This window comes from Pseudoclavibacter sp. JAI123, assembly GCF_013409665.1.
Taxonomy (GTDB): domain Bacteria; phylum Actinomycetota; class Actinomycetes; order Actinomycetales; family Microbacteriaceae; genus Pseudoclavibacter.
Genome location: NZ_JACCCM010000001.1, coordinates 2,370,582 through 2,387,599, shown reverse-complemented (window position 1 = coordinate 2,387,599; position 17,018 = coordinate 2,370,582). Strand labels below are relative to the sequence as shown.

At 68.1% G+C, this 17,018-nt stretch carries 15 protein-coding genes; 8 read left to right on the top strand and 7 right to left on the bottom strand.

Annotated elements, in window-relative coordinates:
• Positions 1–26 precede the first annotated feature (26 nt).
• Together HDC34_RS11175 and HDC34_RS11170 are read left to right on the top strand one after the other, a co-directional pair.
• The gene (locus HDC34_RS11175; protein ID WP_179556894.1) at positions 27–695 is read left to right on the top strand and encodes a GntR family transcriptional regulator; all 669 of its coding nucleotides are present in this window, start codon (positions 27–29) and stop codon (positions 693–695) included.
• An 83-nt stretch (positions 696–778) separates the two neighbouring features.
• Positions 779–1,480, top strand: coding sequence for a glutamine amidotransferase (locus HDC34_RS11170; RefSeq protein ID WP_179556893.1), 702 nt, complete (start codon positions 779–781; stop codon positions 1,478–1,480).
• A 30-nt stretch (positions 1,481–1,510) separates the two neighbouring features.
• Here the strand turns inward: HDC34_RS11170 and HDC34_RS11165 are convergent, their stop codons facing one another.
• The 4 genes from HDC34_RS11165 to HDC34_RS11150 form a co-directional block, all read right to left on the bottom strand.
• A complete protein-coding gene (locus tag HDC34_RS11165; RefSeq protein ID WP_104311737.1) occupies positions 1,511–2,269 on the bottom strand; it encodes an ABC transporter ATP-binding protein in 759 nt (252 codons plus the stop codon).
• 34 nt (positions 2,270–2,303) lie between these two features.
• A complete protein-coding gene (locus HDC34_RS11160) occupies positions 2,304–3,353 on the bottom strand; it encodes an iron chelate uptake ABC transporter family permease subunit (RefSeq protein WP_179556892.1) in 1,050 nt (349 codons plus the stop codon).
• Positions 3,346–4,359 carry an ABC transporter permease gene (locus HDC34_RS11155; RefSeq protein WP_179556891.1) on the bottom strand — a complete coding sequence of 338 codons (1,014 nt, stop codon included), beginning with the start codon at positions 4,357–4,359 and terminating at the stop codon, positions 3,346–3,348. Before HDC34_RS11155 ends, HDC34_RS11160 begins: the two co-directional genes overlap by 8 nt.
• Positions 4,360–4,525: 166 nt before the next feature.
• A complete protein-coding gene (locus HDC34_RS11150) occupies positions 4,526–5,542 on the bottom strand; it encodes a siderophore ABC transporter substrate-binding protein (protein ID WP_179556890.1) in 1,017 nt (338 codons plus the stop codon).
• Between the two features lie 256 nt (positions 5,543–5,798).
• On the opposite strand from HDC34_RS11150, the gene HDC34_RS11145 reads away from it, so the two are divergent.
• Positions 5,799–7,004 (top strand): FUSC family protein, encoded by a 1,206-nt coding sequence (locus HDC34_RS11145; protein WP_179556889.1) that lies wholly within the window; start codon positions 5,799–5,801, stop codon positions 7,002–7,004.
• Between the two features lie 52 nt (positions 7,005–7,056).
• Complete coding sequence (gene helR / locus HDC34_RS11140) at positions 7,057–9,222, top strand: RNA polymerase recycling motor ATPase HelR (RefSeq protein WP_308807313.1); 2,166 nt, start codon at positions 7,057–7,059, stop codon at positions 9,220–9,222.
• Positions 9,223–9,257: 35 nt separating this feature from the next.
• Here helR and HDC34_RS11135 read toward each other — a convergent pair whose 3' ends face one another.
• The gene (locus HDC34_RS11135; protein ID WP_179556888.1) at positions 9,258–9,683 is read right to left on the bottom strand and encodes a hypothetical protein; all 426 of its coding nucleotides are present in this window, start codon (positions 9,681–9,683) and stop codon (positions 9,258–9,260) included.
• 229 nt (positions 9,684–9,912) lie between these two features.
• Here HDC34_RS11135 and HDC34_RS11130 point away from each other — a divergent pair, with 229 nt between their 5' ends.
• The 4 genes from HDC34_RS11130 (at position 9,913) to HDC34_RS11115 (ending at position 14,291) form a co-directional block, all read left to right on the top strand.
• Positions 9,913–10,944, top strand: a complete 1,032-nt coding sequence (locus HDC34_RS11130) for an NUDIX domain-containing protein (RefSeq protein WP_308807312.1) — start codon at positions 9,913–9,915, stop codon at positions 10,942–10,944.
• Between the two features lie 181 nt (positions 10,945–11,125).
• On the top strand, positions 11,126–11,650 hold the full coding sequence (locus HDC34_RS11125) for a pyridoxamine 5'-phosphate oxidase family protein (RefSeq protein ID WP_179556887.1): 525 nt from the start codon (positions 11,126–11,128) through the stop codon (positions 11,648–11,650).
• Positions 11,651–11,774: 124 nt separating this feature from the next.
• The gene (locus HDC34_RS11120) at positions 11,775–12,575 is read left to right on the top strand and encodes a tryptophan-rich sensory protein (protein WP_179556886.1); all 801 of its coding nucleotides are present in this window, start codon (positions 11,775–11,777) and stop codon (positions 12,573–12,575) included.
• Between the two features lie 264 nt (positions 12,576–12,839).
• Positions 12,840–14,291: an amino acid permease gene (locus HDC34_RS11115; RefSeq protein WP_179556885.1), complete on the top strand. Its 1,452-nt coding sequence runs from the start codon at positions 12,840–12,842 to the stop codon at positions 14,289–14,291.
• A gap of 25 nt (positions 14,292–14,316) precedes the next feature.
• On the opposite strand, the gene HDC34_RS11110 is transcribed toward HDC34_RS11115, so the two are convergent.
• Both HDC34_RS11110 and HDC34_RS11105 read right to left on the bottom strand, forming a co-directional pair.
• Positions 14,317–15,642 (bottom strand): esterase family protein, encoded by a 1,326-nt coding sequence (locus tag HDC34_RS11110; protein ID WP_179556884.1) that lies wholly within the window; start codon positions 15,640–15,642, stop codon positions 14,317–14,319.
• A gap of 272 nt (positions 15,643–15,914) precedes the next feature.
• Entirely contained in the window at positions 15,915–16,745 is an 831-nt protein-coding gene (locus tag HDC34_RS11105) for a DUF4190 domain-containing protein (protein WP_179556883.1), read from the bottom strand.
• Positions 16,746–17,018: the final 273 nt, after the last annotated feature.

The following is a 17,018-nucleotide window of genomic DNA, read 5'->3' as shown; positions in this document are numbered from 1 at the left end:
CCGAGCCCGCCGGTAGAGTTCGAAGCGTGAACGCAGCCGACGAGACCCTCGACAGGGCCGAGCGGGCGGCCTCGAGCCTCCGCCAGATGATCGTCGCGGGCGAGATCGTTCCCGGCCAGCGCCTCTCGGAGAGCGCCATGACGGAGCGGCTCGAGGTCTCGCGCAACACCCTTCGCGAGGCGTTCCGCATGCTCACGGCGGAGCGACTGCTCACCCGCCGCCCCAATGCCGGTGTCTTCGTGGCCGTCCCCTCGCTCGCATCCATCCTCGACATCTACCGGGTGCGACGCATGATCGAGGTGCAGGCGTTGCGCGCGGCCCCCGGTCGGCACCCGGCAGGCACGCGGATGCGAGAAGCCGTCGAGCGCGCGCTCCGGGGTCGCGAGGCCGGCGACTGGGCCGCCGTCGGCACCGCGAACATGGAGTTCCACACGGCGATCGTCGCGCTCGCGGACAGCGAGCGGCTCGACCGCGTCTACGCGAACGTCTCCGCCGAGCTCCGGCTCGCCTTCGGGTTCCTCGAGGACCTCGAGTACCTGCACGCCCCGTACATCGAGCTCAACCAGCGGGTGCTCGCGCTCCACACCGCGGGCGACACCGAGGACGCCGCCCAGGCGCTCGACGAGTACCTCGTGAGGTCCGAGCGCACCGTGCTCGCGGCCTACGCGCGCATCGCGCCTGAGCCGACGATCTGATCCGAAGACCACGTCCGGCGCTCTGCGCCGATCCAACCGCCACGCATCTGACGTCCCAACCCGCCCCCTTGAAGGAGCCCGCCGTGTCGCTCACCGCCCTCGTCGTCCGCCACGTGGTCTTCGAGGACCTCGGCCTGCTCCGTGAGGTGCTCACCGCGCGCGGGTACGGCATCCGCTACCTGGAAGCCGGGCAGGACGAGATCACCGCGGACGAGCTGCTCGCGGCCGACCTCGTCGTGGTGCTCGGCGGACCGATCGGGGTGGGGGATGCGGAGCACTACCCGTTCCTCGCGCCCGAGATCGCGGCGATCGGAGCTCGGGTCGAGGCCGATCGCCCGACGCTCGGCGTGTGCCTCGGAGCCCAGCTCATGGCGGCAGCCATGGGCGCCGCCGTTGCGCCGACGGGCAGGGTCGAGATCGGCTTCTCGCCGCTGACGCTCACGGAAGACGGAGCGGGCTCGGTGCTCGAGGGGCTGCGCGACGTGCCGGTGCTGCACTGGCACGGCGACCAGTTCGAGATTCCCGCCGGCGCCGCGCGGCTGGCCGAGACCCCGGGCTTCCCGAACCAGGCGTTCGCCGCGGGCCCGAACCTGCTCGGCCTGCAGTTCCACCTCGAGGTCGACCCGCGGATGGTCGAGACGTGGCTCATCGCGAACGCCTACGAGCTGGCGATGCACGACCTCGACCCGCGGAAGATCAGGACGGATGCGCTCGAGCTCGCGCCGCGCCTGACGGCGGCCGCGCGCGGGGTCGTCGGTGCCTGGGTCGACGGCCTCGAGGCGTAGCGAGCCCCCAGCGCAGCGACCCCCGGGCGCCTACCGGTAGTAGACGGCGAGCGGGTAGTCGCCGTCGTGGCGCACCTCGATGGGGGTGCCGAAGACGTGCTCGAGGGTCTCGGTCGTCATGAGGTCCTTCGGGCTGCCGGAGTGCGCGAGCTGCCCGTCGGTGAGGGCGATGATGTTGTCGGCGTAGGCGGCGGCGAAGTTGATGTCGTGGATGACGATCACGAACGTCTTGCCGAGTTCGTCCGCGGCCCGGCGAAGCTGGCCCATCATGGCGACGGCGTGCTTCATGTCGAGGTTGTTGAGGGGCTCGTCGAGGAGGATGTAGTCGGTGTCCTGCGCGAGCACCATGGCGACGTAGGCCCGCTGCCGCTGCCCGCCGGAGAGCTGGTCGAGGTAGCGGTGCTCGAGGGTCGTGAGGTCGAGGAACTCGATGGCCCGGTCGATGTGCTGCTTGTCTGCTGGCGTGAGCCGCCCCTGCGAGTGGGGGAAGCGGCCGAAGCCGACGAGCTCCCGCACCGTGAGGCGGGTGACGAAGTGGTTCTCCTGCCGGAGGATGGAGACGACCTTCGCGAGGTCGCGGCTCTTCGCCTTCGTCACGTCGTGGCCGCCGACGGTGACCGTGCCGGTGCTCGCATCCGTCAGCCTGCCGACGATCGTCAGGAGCGTCGACTTGCCGGCGCCGTTCGGGCCGACGAGGGCGGTGATGCCGCCTGCGGGGATGTCGAGGGTGACGGGCCCGAGCACGGTCGCCTTGCCGTAGGTCTTGGTGACGTTCGAGAGCGAGATCACAGGGCGCCCTTTCGGAGCAGGTAGCTAAGCGGAGTCACAGCGCACCTTTACGTAATAGGTAACAGATGAAGAAGAGGCCGCCGACGAACTCGATGATGATCGAGAGGGTGCCGGCCGCGTAGAACACGTGGCGGAGCACGAAGTAGCCGCCGAGCAGGGTGAGCATGCCGAGGAGCATCGCGAACGGGATGACGTGCTTGTGCTGCGATGACCCGGTCAGCTGGTAGGCGAGGGTCGCGACGATGAACCCGAAGAAGGTCATGGGGCCGACGAGGGTCGTCGAGATGGAGATGAGCACGGCCGTCAGGATGAGGAGCACCGTGACCTTGCGCTTGTAGGCGACGCCGAGGTTGACGGCGGTGTCGCGGCCGAGGGCGAGCACGTCGAGGGTGTTCCTGGTGCGCCAGATGAAGGCGAGCACGACGGCGATGATGAGCGCGGCCCACGGCAGGTACTCGGGGTTCGAGTTGCTGAGGTTGCCGAAGAGCTTCGCCGAGAGCACGTCGAACTCGCTCGGCGTGAGGAGGCGCTGCATGAAGGTCGACAGCGAGCCGAAGCCCACGCCGAAGACGACGCCGATGAGCAGCATGATGTGCAGGTTGCCGCGCTTGCCGGAGAAGAGCCACGTGTAGAGCACGGTCGCGAAGCCCACCATGAGGAAGCTCTGCAGGAACACCTTGGGGAGGCCGTCGGTCGAGGCGAGGGCCGCGCCGCCGAGGAAGAACACGAGGGCGGTCTGGAAGACGACGTAGATGGCGTCGAACCCCATGATCGATGGGGTCAGGATGCGGTTGCCGGTCGCCGTGTGGAAGAGCACCGTGGCGACGGCCTGGCAGGCGGCGACGATGATGACGGTCGCGACCGTGACGACCCGCAGGTTGACGGCGAGCCAGAAGCCGCGACTGCCGGGCTCCATGGCGATGTCGTAGGTGAGCACGCCGACGGCCGAGAGGACGACGAGGGCGCCGAGGATGCTGAAGCGCAGCCAGAGGCGGGGCGGCTTGGCGGGCTTGGACGCGTCGCTGAGCTTGTCGCCGACGCGGCGGGCTGTAGATCTCGGGGAGCGGGGCACGGTGTCAGCCATCGCGCCGCATCCGGAGCAGGAGGGTGATGAAGACGGCGGCGCCGACCATGCCGAGGATCATCGAGACGGGCAGCTCGAAGGGCATGCGGATGACGCGGCCGATGATGTCGCAGACGATGATGATGCCCACGCCGAGCACGCACACCCATGGCAGGTTCGACCTGAGGTTGTCGCCGCGGGCCATGGAGACGAGGTTCGGCACGATGAGCCCGAGGAACGGCAGGAAGCCGACGACGACGGTCGTGACGCCGGTAGCGATGGCGACGAGCGCGGTGCCGATGAACATCACGAGGTTGTAGTTGACGCCGAAGTTCGTGGCGATGTCCTTGCCGAGGCCGGCGACGGTGAAGCGGTCGGCGACGAAGTAGGCGATGACGACGATGATGGCGACGATCCACAGCACCTCGTAGCGGCCGCGCACGACGCTCGTGAAGCTGCCCATGAACCAGGTGCCCAGCATCTGCAGGTAGTTCGTCTCGATCGCGAGCCACGTCGTGAAGGCCGAGACGACGGCGCCGAGCATGATGCCGATCAGCGGCACGATGAGGGCCGAGCGCAGCGCGACGCGGCGCAGCACGGCGAGGAACACCATGGTGCCGATGAAGGCGGAGGCGCTGGCCATGACCATGCGGGTCGTGAGGCCGGCGGTGGGCACGACGATGTAGCTCACGAGCAGGCCGAGCGCCGACCACTCGGTGGTGCCCGTCGTGGTGGGCTCGACGAAGCGGTTCTGGGTGAGGAGCTGCAGGATGAGGCCGGAGACGCTCATGGCGCAGCCCGCCAGCACGAGCGAGACGGTGCGGGGGACGCGGGAGATCCAGATCATCTCGCCGCCGAACTCGTTGCCCGCGATGTCGTAGGCCCCGACGAAGAGCGAGAGGACGGCCAGGCCGAGCACCACGGCGATGCCGACCGGGAGGGCGCCTCTGCGGTTGAGGAGCGGCACGCGGGGCGCGGGGGTGATCCGCGGCGCCGGTGCGGCTGGGGGCTGGGCTGTTGCTGTCATTCGCTCGCTGTCATGGGCTGGCGGTGTGCTCGGGTGCGAGTGAGCTGGGGTGCTGCGCTGTGTGTGCTGCGCTGTGTGTGCTGTCTGGTGTGCACTGCGCTGTGCCCCGCTGCCCGGACGACGTGGGGGCGCCTTCCGAGCGGCGGGGCACAGGGCGGGGCGCTGCCTAGCTGTTGGCGCCGGCGAACGCCGCGGCGACGTCGGTGTAGAGGCCGGTGTAGGCCTGGATGCCCTCGTCGAGGTAGAACGTCGGGTCGAGGTAGACGATCTGGTTCTTCTGCACGGCTGGCACGTTCTGGAGTGCCTCGGCGCCCGCGATGAGGTCGGCAGCTGCGGTTGCGCCCTCTTCGCCGGTGCCGGCGTCGCGGTCGAGCACGATCATCCACTCGGGGTTGGCCTGCGCGATGGCCTCGACGCTGATGTCGTCGCCGTGGGAGGCGTCTTCAGCGGCCTGGTCGATGGCCGGGGTGAGGCCGATCGTGGGGAAGAGCTGGCCGACGCCGCGGCCCTCACCCGGCGCCGCGTAGGCGATCTCGCCGCCGGAGGTGATGAGCCCGACAACCGAGTCGGTGCCGTTGTAGGCGCTCTTCGCGTCGGCGATGGCCGTGTCGAAGGCGGCGATCGTCTCTGCGGCCTCTTCTTCCTTGTCGAAGATCTGGCCGAGGATCTCGACCTGGCGCTTCAGCTCACTCGTCGCCTCTTCGCCGTCGCGGGCGTTGATCTCGATCGTGGTCGGCTGGATCGCCTTGAGGTCCTCGTAGTAGTCCTGGAAGCGGTAGCCGCCGATGATGAGGTCGGGGTCTGCCTCGATGACGGCCTCGAGGTCGGGCTCGCGGTGGAGGCCGACGTCGAGCACCTCGTCGCCACCGGCGAGGTCCGGCCAGACGCTCTCCATGAGCGGCTTGGGGGCCGCGACGACGTCGATGCCCCAGTCGCTGAGCGTCTGGAACGTGGTGTTGTCGAGGGCGACGACGCGCTCCGGGTTCACGGGCACTTCGATCTCGCCGTGGTTGTCGGTGATCGTGACGGTTCCGGACGCTGCTGCCGCGGCATCCGCATCGGCGGCAGGTGCGGAGTCGGCCGGGGCGCATCCGGCGAGCAGGAGCGCCGAGATGGCGAGGAGGCCGGCTCCCTGGATACGGGCGGCGGTGCGCCGGGTGGGGGTGGTGAGCGTTTTGGGCATGGCGGATCCTCGGTTCGGGGATGGGCTGTGTTTCGCGCACAGGTGATGTTTCGGGCACGGATGTGAAGCCGCTGCAGGGGCCGCACGGGCGCTTCGTGGGCGGACGGGCCAAGCCTGCGAATCGTGCTGATCATCCAGCGCGACTCGGCTTCGAGTAAGGCGAGCCTATCTTAAGTTTCGGGGTCGGGTTGGGCGACCTTGAGTTGAGTTCGGGGGAGAAGGGCCCGGCGCGTGACAGGCGCGAGACAATGGGGTAATGCCTTCTCCTCGTCCTTCGATGATCCCCGGTTGGCGTGACCTCACGACGATGGGCCCCTACCGCCGCGATCACTGGGTGGCGCTTCGGGTCGCCTTGGCGATCGGGGTGCCGCTGGTGCTCCTGTGGGCGACGGGGTCGATGCCGCTCGCGATCTTCGCCGTCTTCGGGGCGTTCACGAGCGTCTACGGTCGTGGGCTCAGCGTGTTCGGTCGGCTCCGGATGCAGTCGATCGCGGCGGGTTCGCTCCTCGCGTCGGTCGGCGTGGGCGCCGTCATCGCGCTCTCGCCTGGCCGGGCTCTGCTCGTGCTGCCCGCCGCGGCGGTGTGGGCGTTCCTCATGTCGCTCCTCGGCGACCGTGTGCGGTGGGCTCCACCAGGCCCGATGTTCCAGATCTTCGCGCTGGCCGCCATCGCGGCGCTCGCGGTGGGTGGCGAGGTGCTGCTGGTCGGCATCGGCATCGGCGTCGCGGTCGTGACGGCGGCATGGTCGCTGCTGCTCGGGCTCGCGTTCGGCGCTGTCGGTGCCGTCGTGGATCGGGCGCGTGCGCGCACCGGGGCAGCCGCGACGTCGCAGCCGTCGAGTGCCGCTGCCGCTGGGACCGCCGCCGCTGCCGCTGGGGCCGATCCGGCACGCGCTGGGGCCGCGGGTGCTGGTGCCGACGAGGCACGTTCGGGTCTGGCGCCGGTGACGGGGTCGATTCGGTCGGTCCGCCCGGCGCGTTCGTCGGCGCTCGGTCGGGCGACGATGTTCGCGGTCGGCACCCTCATCGCCGGTGCCATCCCGCTGCTGATCGGCATCGGGCATCCGTACTGGGCGATGGTGTCTGCGATCGCGGGTCTGTCTGCGGCGACGGGGTTCCATCGGGTGCTGCGGGCGACGCATCGACTTGTGGGCACGGTGCTGGGTCTTGGCGTGGCAGCGGTGCTGTTGGCGTTCGAGCCGAGCGGCTTGGTCGTGGTGCTGCTGGTGATCGCGCTGCAGGGTGGGGTGGAGCTGTTCATCGTGCGCAACTACACGATCGGGTTGCTGTTCCTGACGCCGCTGGTGCTGGTCATGGGCCGCCTCGCGGGTGACGTCTCTGCGGGCCAGCTGCTGCTGGAGCGCGGCGTCGAGACGGCCATCGGCGTGGCGGTCGCGATCGGCATCGCGGTGCTGCTCGAGTGGAGGCCCAGATGGCAGTCGCCTGCCTCTTCCAAGGTATAGATCACCAGGGGGCTTGCCGCAAGACCCCGTCGAGGCACCAGAATGAGCGATCGTGACATCTCCTGTTGAAGTCTTTGCCCTTCCGCCGCACCTGTCGTTCAAGTCGGACCCCGAACTCGTCGGCGAGGATGCCAGCCAGTTCGCGGCGATCGCCGGGGCCCTGTCGCGCCAGAAGCGTGAGCTGGCGTCGCGGCTCGACGAGCTTCGGCTCACCGATGGAGGGGCGGGGCAGCAGGCGCTTGACCGCGATACGGAGATCCACCGCCTGTCGCGGCAGCTTCGCGGGCTCGAGCGGTTCGGGGTGGACGCGTGCCTTGGGCGTATGACGCCAGCGGACGGGTCTCCGGATGTCTACGTGGGGCGCTTCGGGCTCGCGGATGAGGACGGGCGGCGCCTGCTCATCGACTGGCGGGTGCCGGCGGCTGAGCCGTTCTTCGCGGCGACGCACGCGAATCCGCTTGGCCTGGCGAGTCGGCGGCGGTACCGGTGGAACGTGGAGCGGGTCGTCGACTACTGGGACGAGGTGTTCGTGCCCGAGGAGATGGCGGGGCGGGTGGCGCTCGACGACCAGTCTTCGTTCATCGCGAGCCTCGGCTCCGCGCGGTCTGGCGAGATGCGGGATGTGCTCGGCACGATCCAGGCCGATCAGGATGCGATCATCCGGGCGGGTTCGCGCGGCGCCCTGGTCGTGGATGGCGGGCCGGGAACCGGCAAGACGGTGGTCGCCCTGCACCGCACGGCGTTCCTGCTCTACTCCGACCCGCGCTTCAAGCAGGGCCGCGGCGGGGTGCTCTTCGTCGGGCCGAGCCGCCCCTACCTGAACTACGTCGCGAACGTGCTGCCGAGCCTGGGGGAGGACAGCGTGCAGCTGTGCACTCTGCGGGACCTGCTGCCCGAGGGGGCGGATGCGCGTGACGAGGCCGACGCATCCGTCGCGCGCCTGAAGTCGTCGCTCGATCTGGTGCGCGCCGTGGGCAAGGCGGTGCGCTACCACCAGCGTCCGCCACGTGCACCGTTCACGGTGACGACGACGGACTCGCAGGAGCTGACGCTCGACGCGGCCGACTGGGCGGAAGCGTTCGTGGCCTACGAGCCTGGGCTCACCCACAACGAGGCTCGGGAGCAGGTGTGGGAGGAGGTCCTGCGGCTGCTTGTCGACAAGCGCTCGCCGAGCGCGTCGGAGCACTCGGTGCGGGCGACGCTCCTGAGGGACGAGCGGCTGCGGGTCGCCTTCGCGAAGGCCTGGCCGCTGCTCGACCCGGCCTCGGTGATCGCCGACCTGTGGTCGGTGCCGGCGTACCTGCAGTGGTGCGCTCCGGAGCTGGGTGCGGATGAGGTGCGCAGGCTGCAGCGCCCGGATGCTCGTGCCTGGACTGTCTCGGACCTCCCGCTCATCGATGCGGCGAGGCGCCTCACGGGCGACCCGAACGAGTTCCGTCAGCGGGCGCGACGGGCTGAGGCGCTGGCGTCGCAGCAGGAGAACATGTCGCACGTTGTCGACAACCTGATCGAGGGCGATGACGACGGGGAGGGGCTGGTCACGATGCTGCGGGTTGAGGACGCGCAGCATTCGCTTATCGACGAGGATTCCCTGCCGCCCGTCGACTTCGACGAGCTTGCTGGGCCGTTCGCGCACGTGGTGATCGACGAGGCGCAGGAGCTGACGGATGCGGAGTGGGCGATGCTGCTCGCGAGGTGCCCGTCGAGGAGCTTCACGATCGTCGGCGACCGGGCGCAGGCGCGTCACGGGTTCCGTGAGACGTGGGAGGAGCGGCTGGCGCGCATCGGTCTGCCCAAGGCCGAGGTCGCCCAGCTGACAATCAACTACCGCACGCCCGAGGAGGTCATGCTCGAGGCCGCACCCGTCATCCTCGAGGCACTCCCGGACGCGAACGTGCCAGTCTCGGTGCGCAGCAGCGGTCGCCCGGTCGCGTACGGCGGTGTCGCTGACCTGCAGGGCGTGCTGGACGCGTGGCTCGACGAGCACCTCGACGGGATCGCGTGCGTCATCACCGCGGTGGGCAGCGACCGGTCCCTCGCCTACGACAACCGCGGGCGGGTGCGCTCGCTCACTCCGGAGACCGCGAAGGGCCTCGAGTTCGATCTCGTGGTGCTCATCGACCCTGACCGCTTCGGAACAGGCATCGAGGGTGCCGTCGACCGCTACGTCGCGATGACGAGGGCGACGCAGCAGCTGGTGGTGCTGACCTCGGAATGACGGTGCCGCGACGGGTCCTGCCTGCACGGTGCAGCTCACGCGGCGACGGCGAAGTACTCGGCCTTCTCGAACAGGCGCACGCCCTCCCTGGACGCGAGGAGCTGCGCCCGAACGGACACTTCTCGCACCTCGCAGACGATGCCGAGCGCGGCAGCCCAGAGCCGCTCATCTGAAGTCGAATCGCCGGGACCGGGTCTCTCCCACGTGAGCATGACGCTCGCGGCCTGCAGCTCGTCGATCATGAGGGAGATGACGCTGGCGATCCTCTCGAGCTGCGGGTGGGTCGGGCGTTGCGGGTAGGCCTCGATCGGCATGAGCACGGGGAGCGCGTGATCGTCGGCGTCGAGGAACATGAGCCAGAGCTGGCGCCGGTAGGCCTGTCCGACAAGAGCGGTCACATGACGCAGGACGTCCTCGTCGGTGGTGATGGGGTCGGTCATCGGGGCTGGGATCGCTGTCATGGCACGAGTCTGCGCTCGGCGACTCGGGACGCGGCCGCCTTTCTCGCCCGCTGTGCACGGGCCCGCATCCACAGCCCAGGTGCCTGCGAAGTCGAGCGGAGCACCTGCGTGGCGAGCTCGGGCGGAGGCAGGTGGGGGCGGCCTCGAGACGGTGGACGGGCGCCGAGGTCTGTGACGCCGAGCACCCGCGGGCCTTGGCAGGGTGGCCGCGCCGTGTGAAGCTGACTTGGTGACGACTTCCCCCGCCAGCAAACAGGTCTCGCGACGCCTGCACGGCCCACGCGATCCGGGTGACGCGTGGGTGTACTCCGACACCGGTCAGCGCTACTGGGGCAGGTTCGGCGCGGCAGGTCTGGTAGCCGTGGACCCGCAACGCGGGATCCTCCTGCAGCACCGTGCCGAGTGGAGCCACCACGGCGGCACCTGGGGCATTCCGGGCGGCGCCCTCCACGAGGGTGAGCTGCCGACCGTCGGGGCGCTGCGCGAGGCCGCCGAGGAGGCCGGAGTGCCTGCCGAGGCCATGACTCCGCTCTTCACCAGCGTGCTGGAGCTCGGCTTCTGGCGATACACGACGCTCGTCGCCCGCGTCGTCCACCCCTTCGAGCCCGTGATCGCCGACGCGGAGAGCCTCGAGCTGCGGTGGGTCCCCATCGACGAGGTCGACGACCTGCCCCTCCATCACGGGTTCGCTGCCGCCTGGCCCGAGCTTCGGTCCGCGCTCGCGGTGCGGCCGGTGGTCATCGTCGATGCGGCGAACGTCGTCGGCTCGGTGCCGGACGGCTGGTGGCGGGACCGCGCGGGAGCTGCCGAGCGTCTGCTCGCGAAGGTGCACGCCTTCGCGCTCGCCGGAGCGCGAGCCGCAGTATCCAGCGTCCCGACCGCGGCCTCCGGGTCGACCTCGGGCGCTCCCTCTCAGACCTCCCGAAGTGCCACCGGCGTGGGCGTCCCAGCGGCGGACCTCGGACTCACCGGGGATCGGTGGTTCCCGGAGTTCGCTGTCGTCGTCGAGGGCGCCGCGCGGGATGCTCGTTGCCCAGGAGCGAGTGCATCGGCGACGAACGTTGGGGTCAGCGTTGTTCGCGCTGAGGGTTCCGGAGACGACGCGATCGTCGACGAGGCTCGTCGTCGCCTGGCGATGGGGGAGTCCGTGACGGTCGCGACGAGCGACCGGGAGCTGGGCGAACGTGCTGCGGCGGTCGGTGCCAGCGTGCGCGGTGTGGGGTGGCTGCGGGATCTGGTCGGCTACGGGGCCCGGCGCTAGCTCGAGCCGTATCACTCGGCCTGCGCGGTCCTCCCAGGTGGCGCGCCGGGAGTGCACGGCGGGCACCCGGGCGACACGAGGGAGTTTCGGATGCCCCGTGCGTACGTTCGCGGAGTCCCGGTAACGGGAGCGCCCCGAGCGGGCGCCTCAGCGTGCAGGATTCGACCCCGAGGAGCATTACATGACTGACCACACCACGCATGACGGCCACGGCACGCACTCGAACGCGACGCAGTCCGATGAGGTCGCGAAGATCGCGAAGCTCGTCAAGGACTTCCGCTTCGCCATGCTCACGACGATCGAGGGCTCGGGTTCGCTGGTTGCGCATCCGCTCACGATCCAGGAGGCGGAGTTCGACGGCGACCTGTGGTTCTTGATCCAGAAGGATTCGACGACAGTGCGCAACCTGGGCGCGGACTCGCGCGCCGGGGTGTCGCTGAGCTCGAACGACTCGTGGGTCTCGCTGTCGGGCACTGCCGGGCTCGTGGATGCGCCGGAGAAGCTGCGCGAGCTGTGGAACCCCGCGGCTGAGGCGTGGTTCCCGAACGGACCAGAGGACCCGAACGTGGGCGTGCTGAAGTTCACGGCCAGCGGCGGCGAGTACTGGGACAGCCCGGGTGGGCGCATCGCGACGGCCTTTAGCTTCATCAAGTCGAAGGTGTCTGGCGAGCCGCTCGAGGGTGACAACGGCAAGGTCGAGTTGTAGGTCGAACTGCATCAGGCTTCGGTGGCCCGGTCCCTCGTTCAAGGGGGGCCGGGCCACTCGTCTGTGCGGGCACGGGCTCGTCACCACCCACGGCTCATTCAGTTAGATCGTTTAGCTTCTTTGCATGTCCTCCGATCTGCTTCGTCGTCTGTTCGTGACCGTCTCTGGAATCCTCTGCGTCGTCGGGACCCTCTTCGGGGTGGGCCTGTTCGGCGGCACCGAAGTCAACCAGTCGTCGAGCGGCAACCTCGCCGCCGACGCCACACTCATCGCTCCCGCCGGTACCGCGTTCTCGATCTGGTCGGTCATCTACCTCGGCCTGTTCGCCTACGTCGTGTGGCAGTGGCTGCCGAAGCAGGCGCACTCCGCCAAGGCGCGAGCCACCGGCTGGTGGGCCGCCCTCTCCATGCTCCTCAACGCGGGGTGGCTGCTGGTAACCCAGTTCGGCCTCATCTGGGTGAGCGTCGGCGTCATCGTCGCGCTGCTCGCCGTCTGCATCGTGCTCGTGAGCCGTATCGCCGCGCATCCCGCCGAGAACTGGGGTGAGCGCCTCGCCGTCGACACCACGTTCGGCCTCTACCTGGGCTGGGTGTCGGTCGCCACGCTCGCGAACCTTGGCGCCGCCATCGTCTCGACAGGTGTCGAAGCCGAGAGCACGCTCGGCGAGATCTCCACGACCGCCGCACTTGTCGCCGTCCTCGGCCTCGCAACGTTCTACATCTGGCGTTGGAAGAACCTCGCCGTCTCGGCCGCCATCATCTGGGGTGTCGCCTGGGTCGGCTTCGGGCGGCTCTCGGATGCACCCGAGTCGACGCTTGTCGGGGTCGTCGCCCTCGCGGTTGCGGTGCTCATCGCCGTCACCGGCCTGCTCGCGAAGTCCATCGACTGGCGCAGCGCCAAGAGCTCGACACCGGCGCTCGCCTGAGCTGAGCCCCGTTCGTCCGCTGTCTCGCGTCGGCATTACCACCGAGATAGCGGACGACACGGGAATCGATCATCGAATCCTTGACGTTCCGCTGAACCGACGCCTACACTCGGAACCCTTGGGGGACGCGTTCTTGAGACGCCTTGTCTGGTGCGATTCCAGAGTCCTCCACCAATTCTTTATCGGTGCTTTTTCTTCGGACGAGTTCTAAGCTCTGGCCATGAGCACCGTGTGCTGTTTCCCCCATCCGCGGTTGTCGCCTCGATGACAGCCGCACGCCGCTCCACCTCGTCTTCGGCGAGGGGTGTTGACGCGGGTGACGCCCCGCCGGGAGTGGGGCTCGAGCGCGGCCTCAGCAATCGGCACATCCAGCTGATCGCGATCGGCGGTGCGATCGGCACCGGGCTGTTCCTGGGGTCCGGCATCGGCATCCATAAGGCGGGTCCGTCGATCCTGCTCGTGTACGTGGTTGTCGGAGCGATGCTCTTCGTGATGATGCGAGCGATGGGGGAGCTGCTGCTCTCCGATCTCGGTTATCGCACGTTCCAGGATTTCGCGGCCGACTATCTCGGGGAATGGGCGCGGTTCTTCATCGGCTGGACCTATTGGCTCTGCCTCATCTCGATCGCGACCGCGGATATGGTCGGTGTGCAGACGTATGCGAGGTTCTGGTGGCCCGACCTTCCTGGTTGGGTGCCGATGGTCGTCGCGGTCGCGTTTGTCCTCGCCTTGAATCTGATCGCGGTGCAGGCATTCGGCGAGGCCGAGTTCTGGTTTGCGCTCATCAAGGTCGTGACGATTCTCGGGCTCATCGTGGTCGGCCTCTTCCTCATCGTCACGTCGTTCAAGGCTCCGAACGGTGACACCGCGAGTGTCGCGCATCTCTGGGACGACGGCGGCTTCTTCCCGAACGGCTTCGTCGGGTTCCTCGGCGGCTTCCAGATCGCGATCTTCGCGTTCGCCGGCATCGAGCTCGTCGGCACGACCGCCGCCGAGGCGAAGGACCCTGAGAAGAACCTGCCGAGAGCCATCAACCAGGTTCCGCTGCGCATCCTGTTCTTCTACGTGCTCGCGCTCGGCGTCATCATGTGCGTCACGCCGTGGAGTGAGATCGACCCGAGCGAGAGTCCGTTCGTGGCGCTCTTCCTGCTCATCGGGTTGGGTGGGGCGGCGGCCCTCATCAACGCCGTGGTCATGACCTCGGCGGTTTCCGCCGCGAACAGCGGCTTCTTCTCGTCGAGCCGCATGGCGTATGGCCTCGCGACGACGAGGCAGGCGCCATCCGTCTTCGGGAAGCTCACTCGCACCGCGGTCCCGGGCAACGCCCTGCTGCTGTCGTGCGGGGTCGTGCTGCTGGGTGGCTCGCTCGGCTTGATCTTCGATGACGCCTTCCAGCTGGTGACGGCCGTGTCGTCGATCCTGTTCATCTTCGTGTGGTCGATGATCCTCGCGTCGTACCTCGTGTACCGGCGCCGGCGGCCCGAGCTGCACGCCGCATCCGCCTACCGGTTATGCTTCGGCGTTCCCCTGACGTGGGTGGTGCTGGGGTTCTTCGCGTTCATGCTCGTGGTGCTCGGCCTGTTCGAGGACACTCGCGGCCCGCTGCTGCTGACCCCGGTGTGGTTCGTGATCCTCGGCATCGCGTGGATGCTCGTGCGACGCCGAGCGCGTTGGGTCGCGGCCTCCAGTGCGCCCGAGGGCTTGCCTCGCGCGTAGCCCGCCGAGCTTTGCAGATGCTCGCTCAGGTGCCGGTCGACAGTCCGAGCACCGGGTAGAGCACGTTGAAGCCTTCGGTGAGACCGCCGCTGACGGCGTCGCCGCCGTGGTCGGCGCCTTGCACGATGAAGAGGGTGGTTGCGATGCCGAGGGCTTGCGTGGCGTTGGAGACGGTGGTGGCCATGGACACGAAGTCGGGGTCTTCGCTGCCGGCCGTGAAGGTCGCGGTCATGCCCGCGTAGGTGCCTGCTGGGGCGGCCTGGAAGATGTTGACGGGCTTCGACGCTTCGAAGGCTGCGGCGTCTCCGCCGTAGATGTCCGCTTGGACGGCGTCGGGGGTTTCGGAGCCCGGGTACTGCTCGCCGGAGACGCTGATGATGTTCTTGAACGTGCCCGGGTCCTTCGCGCCGTACTTCGCTGCGCATCCGCCGCCGTTGGAGTAGCCGGCGACGGTCCAGTACTTGGGGTCCTGGATGACGTTGAGGTTCGCGTTGACCCAGTTGACGACGTCGGTCGTGACGTAGGTTTCGGCGTTGCCGTACTTGGCGGAGTCGGCGCAGGCAGGGTCGACGTCGCCTTGGCCGCCGAGCTGGTCGGCGACGACGACGATGGGTGCGAGGCCGTTGTGGTCGGCGGCGAACTGGTCGAGGACGTCGCTGATGATCGTGGGGTCGGGGTTGCCGACGTAGCCCATCATCATGATGACGACGGGGAGGGCGGGTGCGTTCTCGACGAGGGCCGCCGGGGGCAGGTAGATGCCCGCGTCCCGGGCGACGAAGCCCGAAGTGGTGCCGGGGATGGGGACGGAGCCGCGTTCGCCGACCGAGGGCATGTCTGCGGGGGCCTGCCAGGTCGAAGCGAGGGGCTGCGTCGGGGCTTGCCGGTTGTCGGCGTTGAAGTCGGGGAGCGTGATCTGGTCTTCTTCGACGATGCCGAACACGGAGCCGAGGGTTGGGTTGAGGCCGTAGAGCGCGTTGATGCCGGTTGCGCCGGCGACGAGGTGGGCGAGGATCGAGATGGCCGCGACGATCTTGCGCCAGGGCTTCGAGTGGGGGAAGGACGCGATGGCGAGGCCGATGCCGGCGAAGGTGGCGGCGGCCCACGTGCCGACGGGGCCTGGAAGCTCGACGCCGAACAGGTCGAGGGCGTTGCCGCCGAGGTAGATGAGGAACCCGACGATGGCGCCGGCGACGACGCCGATGAGTGCGCGCGGCAGCCACCTCTTGGTCTTGCCGTGCTTGCTCTTGCTGTTCTTGCGGATGAGCAGCGTGACCGTGAAGGCGATGGCGACGAGGTAGATGATCCACATCGCCGGAGAGTTGATGATGGGCAACTCGAGGATGGCGCTCATGCGCGTGCGGGGAACGACATCGGGTGCTCCTTCAGGCGAAGCGTGACGGGGGATTCCGGCGAAGCTGCGGCGCTGGTCGACTCAACTTCTCACACGGGGTGAGAGAAAGCTACACGCGGTTACGGGGCGCCTGGCTGGGTGGCGGCGGGCGGATGTGCGTTGCGAGTCCTACGTGCATGCAAGTTAGTCGGGCCGCATGTTTCCAAGCCTGGTGGATCTACCGGCAGCGGCCCGCATCCAAGCCAGGACGCGGGCCGCTTCTCGAGGATCGGTTACGAAAGCGCGACGAAGACTGGGTCCACGAAGTATCCGGCTTCCACGCGAAGAACACCCGTCGCATCGATCGGGATCTGTAGTGCCTCGTTTCCGGTTGTGCTGGCACCCGCATAGAGCTCTTCCATCGTCAGAGTCGGCTCCGGCGGGACGATCACTGTGTCGTAGCTATTGGACACGTTGCCTCCCGCGTCCACGTAGGAGAACGAGACTTGATTCGCAAAGGCGGAGTCGGCACCCTTGTAGGTAAGAGTTGCGTTCACGACGATGTACTGGTTGCCCGGCGTCGCAGCCTGGTTGAAGGTGTTAGCCTGCGCGATCGCGTCATCGGCGCCAAGCTGAACACTGTTGATGACTACATCCCAGTCTGCTGAAGAGATTGTGGTTCCGAGCGGGTAGGGGTTGTCGCGAGTTCCCTGGTCAGCTGCGTCTGCATCCTGCTGTTCCGTGTTGGATCCATTGGTGTCGGGGACAGGCGCGGCCGTCACGGCTGTTGCCTCTTCGGCGGTTTCCACAACTGCGGTGGTGAACACACCAACAACAAGCGCCGCGATGATGGCAGTAACCAGCGCGACGGCACCTAGAGCCAGCCCTGTGACAGCGAAGCCCTTCGGCTGTCGTCGAATGAGGGCTGTGATACCGAGGGCAATTGCTGCGAGAGCAACAATGATTCCGAAGATCGGAATCAGGCTCGTGAAGAAGGCAACGATCCCCACAATGAGTGCGGCGATTGCCAGTCCTCGAGCAACGGGTGCTGGGGGCTGGTAGTAGTTCTGCGGTTGCTGCACCTGGTACTGCGGCGGGCCAGGTGGTGGGGAGTACTGGGTCATGAGTCAATGCTCGGGTCGTAGTGACGGCCCGCTGAACAAATTTGATAACGACTCGATTTCGAAATGCCTTCTCGTGCTATTTATCCGGGTGATCTGCCGATAACTTTCGGAGAAATAATTGAGCGCGAGAATAACTCCGATGGCACGTCAAGCTGGTGTGCTCCTTCCCACGCCCGCGGAGCGAAGTTCGAAATGCCAGGGCTGTGACCGCGGGAGGGAGGGGGGTCGCGCGGTATGAACGCCCCGTGTTTAAGTCTTGTCTTGTTCGACGGG

What these genes read in the sequence shown, in the direction of transcription:
- HDC34_RS11150 (WP_179556890.1), bottom strand. Translation starts at nt 5,542, where the DNA reads ATGCCCAAAACGCTCACCACCCCCACCCGGCGCACCGCCGCCCGTATC.
- HDC34_RS11145 (WP_179556889.1), top strand. Translation starts at nt 5,799, where the DNA reads ATGCCTTCTCCTCGTCCTTCGATGATCCCCGGTTGGCGTGACCTCACG.
- HDC34_RS11115 (WP_179556885.1), top strand. Translation starts at nt 12,840, where the DNA reads ATGACAGCCGCACGCCGCTCCACCTCGTCTTCGGCGAGGGGTGTTGAC.
- HDC34_RS11160 (WP_179556892.1), bottom strand. Translation starts at nt 3,353, where the DNA reads ATGGCTGACACCGTGCCCCGCTCCCCGAGATCTACAGCCCGCCGCGTC.
- HDC34_RS11155 (WP_179556891.1), bottom strand. Translation starts at nt 4,359, where the DNA reads ATGACAGCAACAGCCCAGCCCCCAGCCGCACCGGCGCCGCGGATCACC.
- HDC34_RS11110 (WP_179556884.1), bottom strand. Translation starts at nt 15,642, where the DNA reads ATGAGCGCCATCCTCGAGTTGCCCATCATCAACTCTCCGGCGATGTGG.
- HDC34_RS11135 (WP_179556888.1), bottom strand. Translation starts at nt 9,683, where the DNA reads ATGACAGCGATCCCAGCCCCGATGACCGACCCCATCACCACCGACGAG.
- HDC34_RS11125 (WP_179556887.1), top strand. Translation starts at nt 11,126, where the DNA reads ATGACTGACCACACCACGCATGACGGCCACGGCACGCACTCGAACGCG.
- HDC34_RS11105 (WP_179556883.1), bottom strand. Translation starts at nt 16,745, where the DNA reads ATGACCCAGTACTCCCCACCACCTGGCCCGCCGCAGTACCAGGTGCAG.
- HDC34_RS11120 (WP_179556886.1), top strand. Translation starts at nt 11,775, where the DNA reads ATGTCCTCCGATCTGCTTCGTCGTCTGTTCGTGACCGTCTCTGGAATC.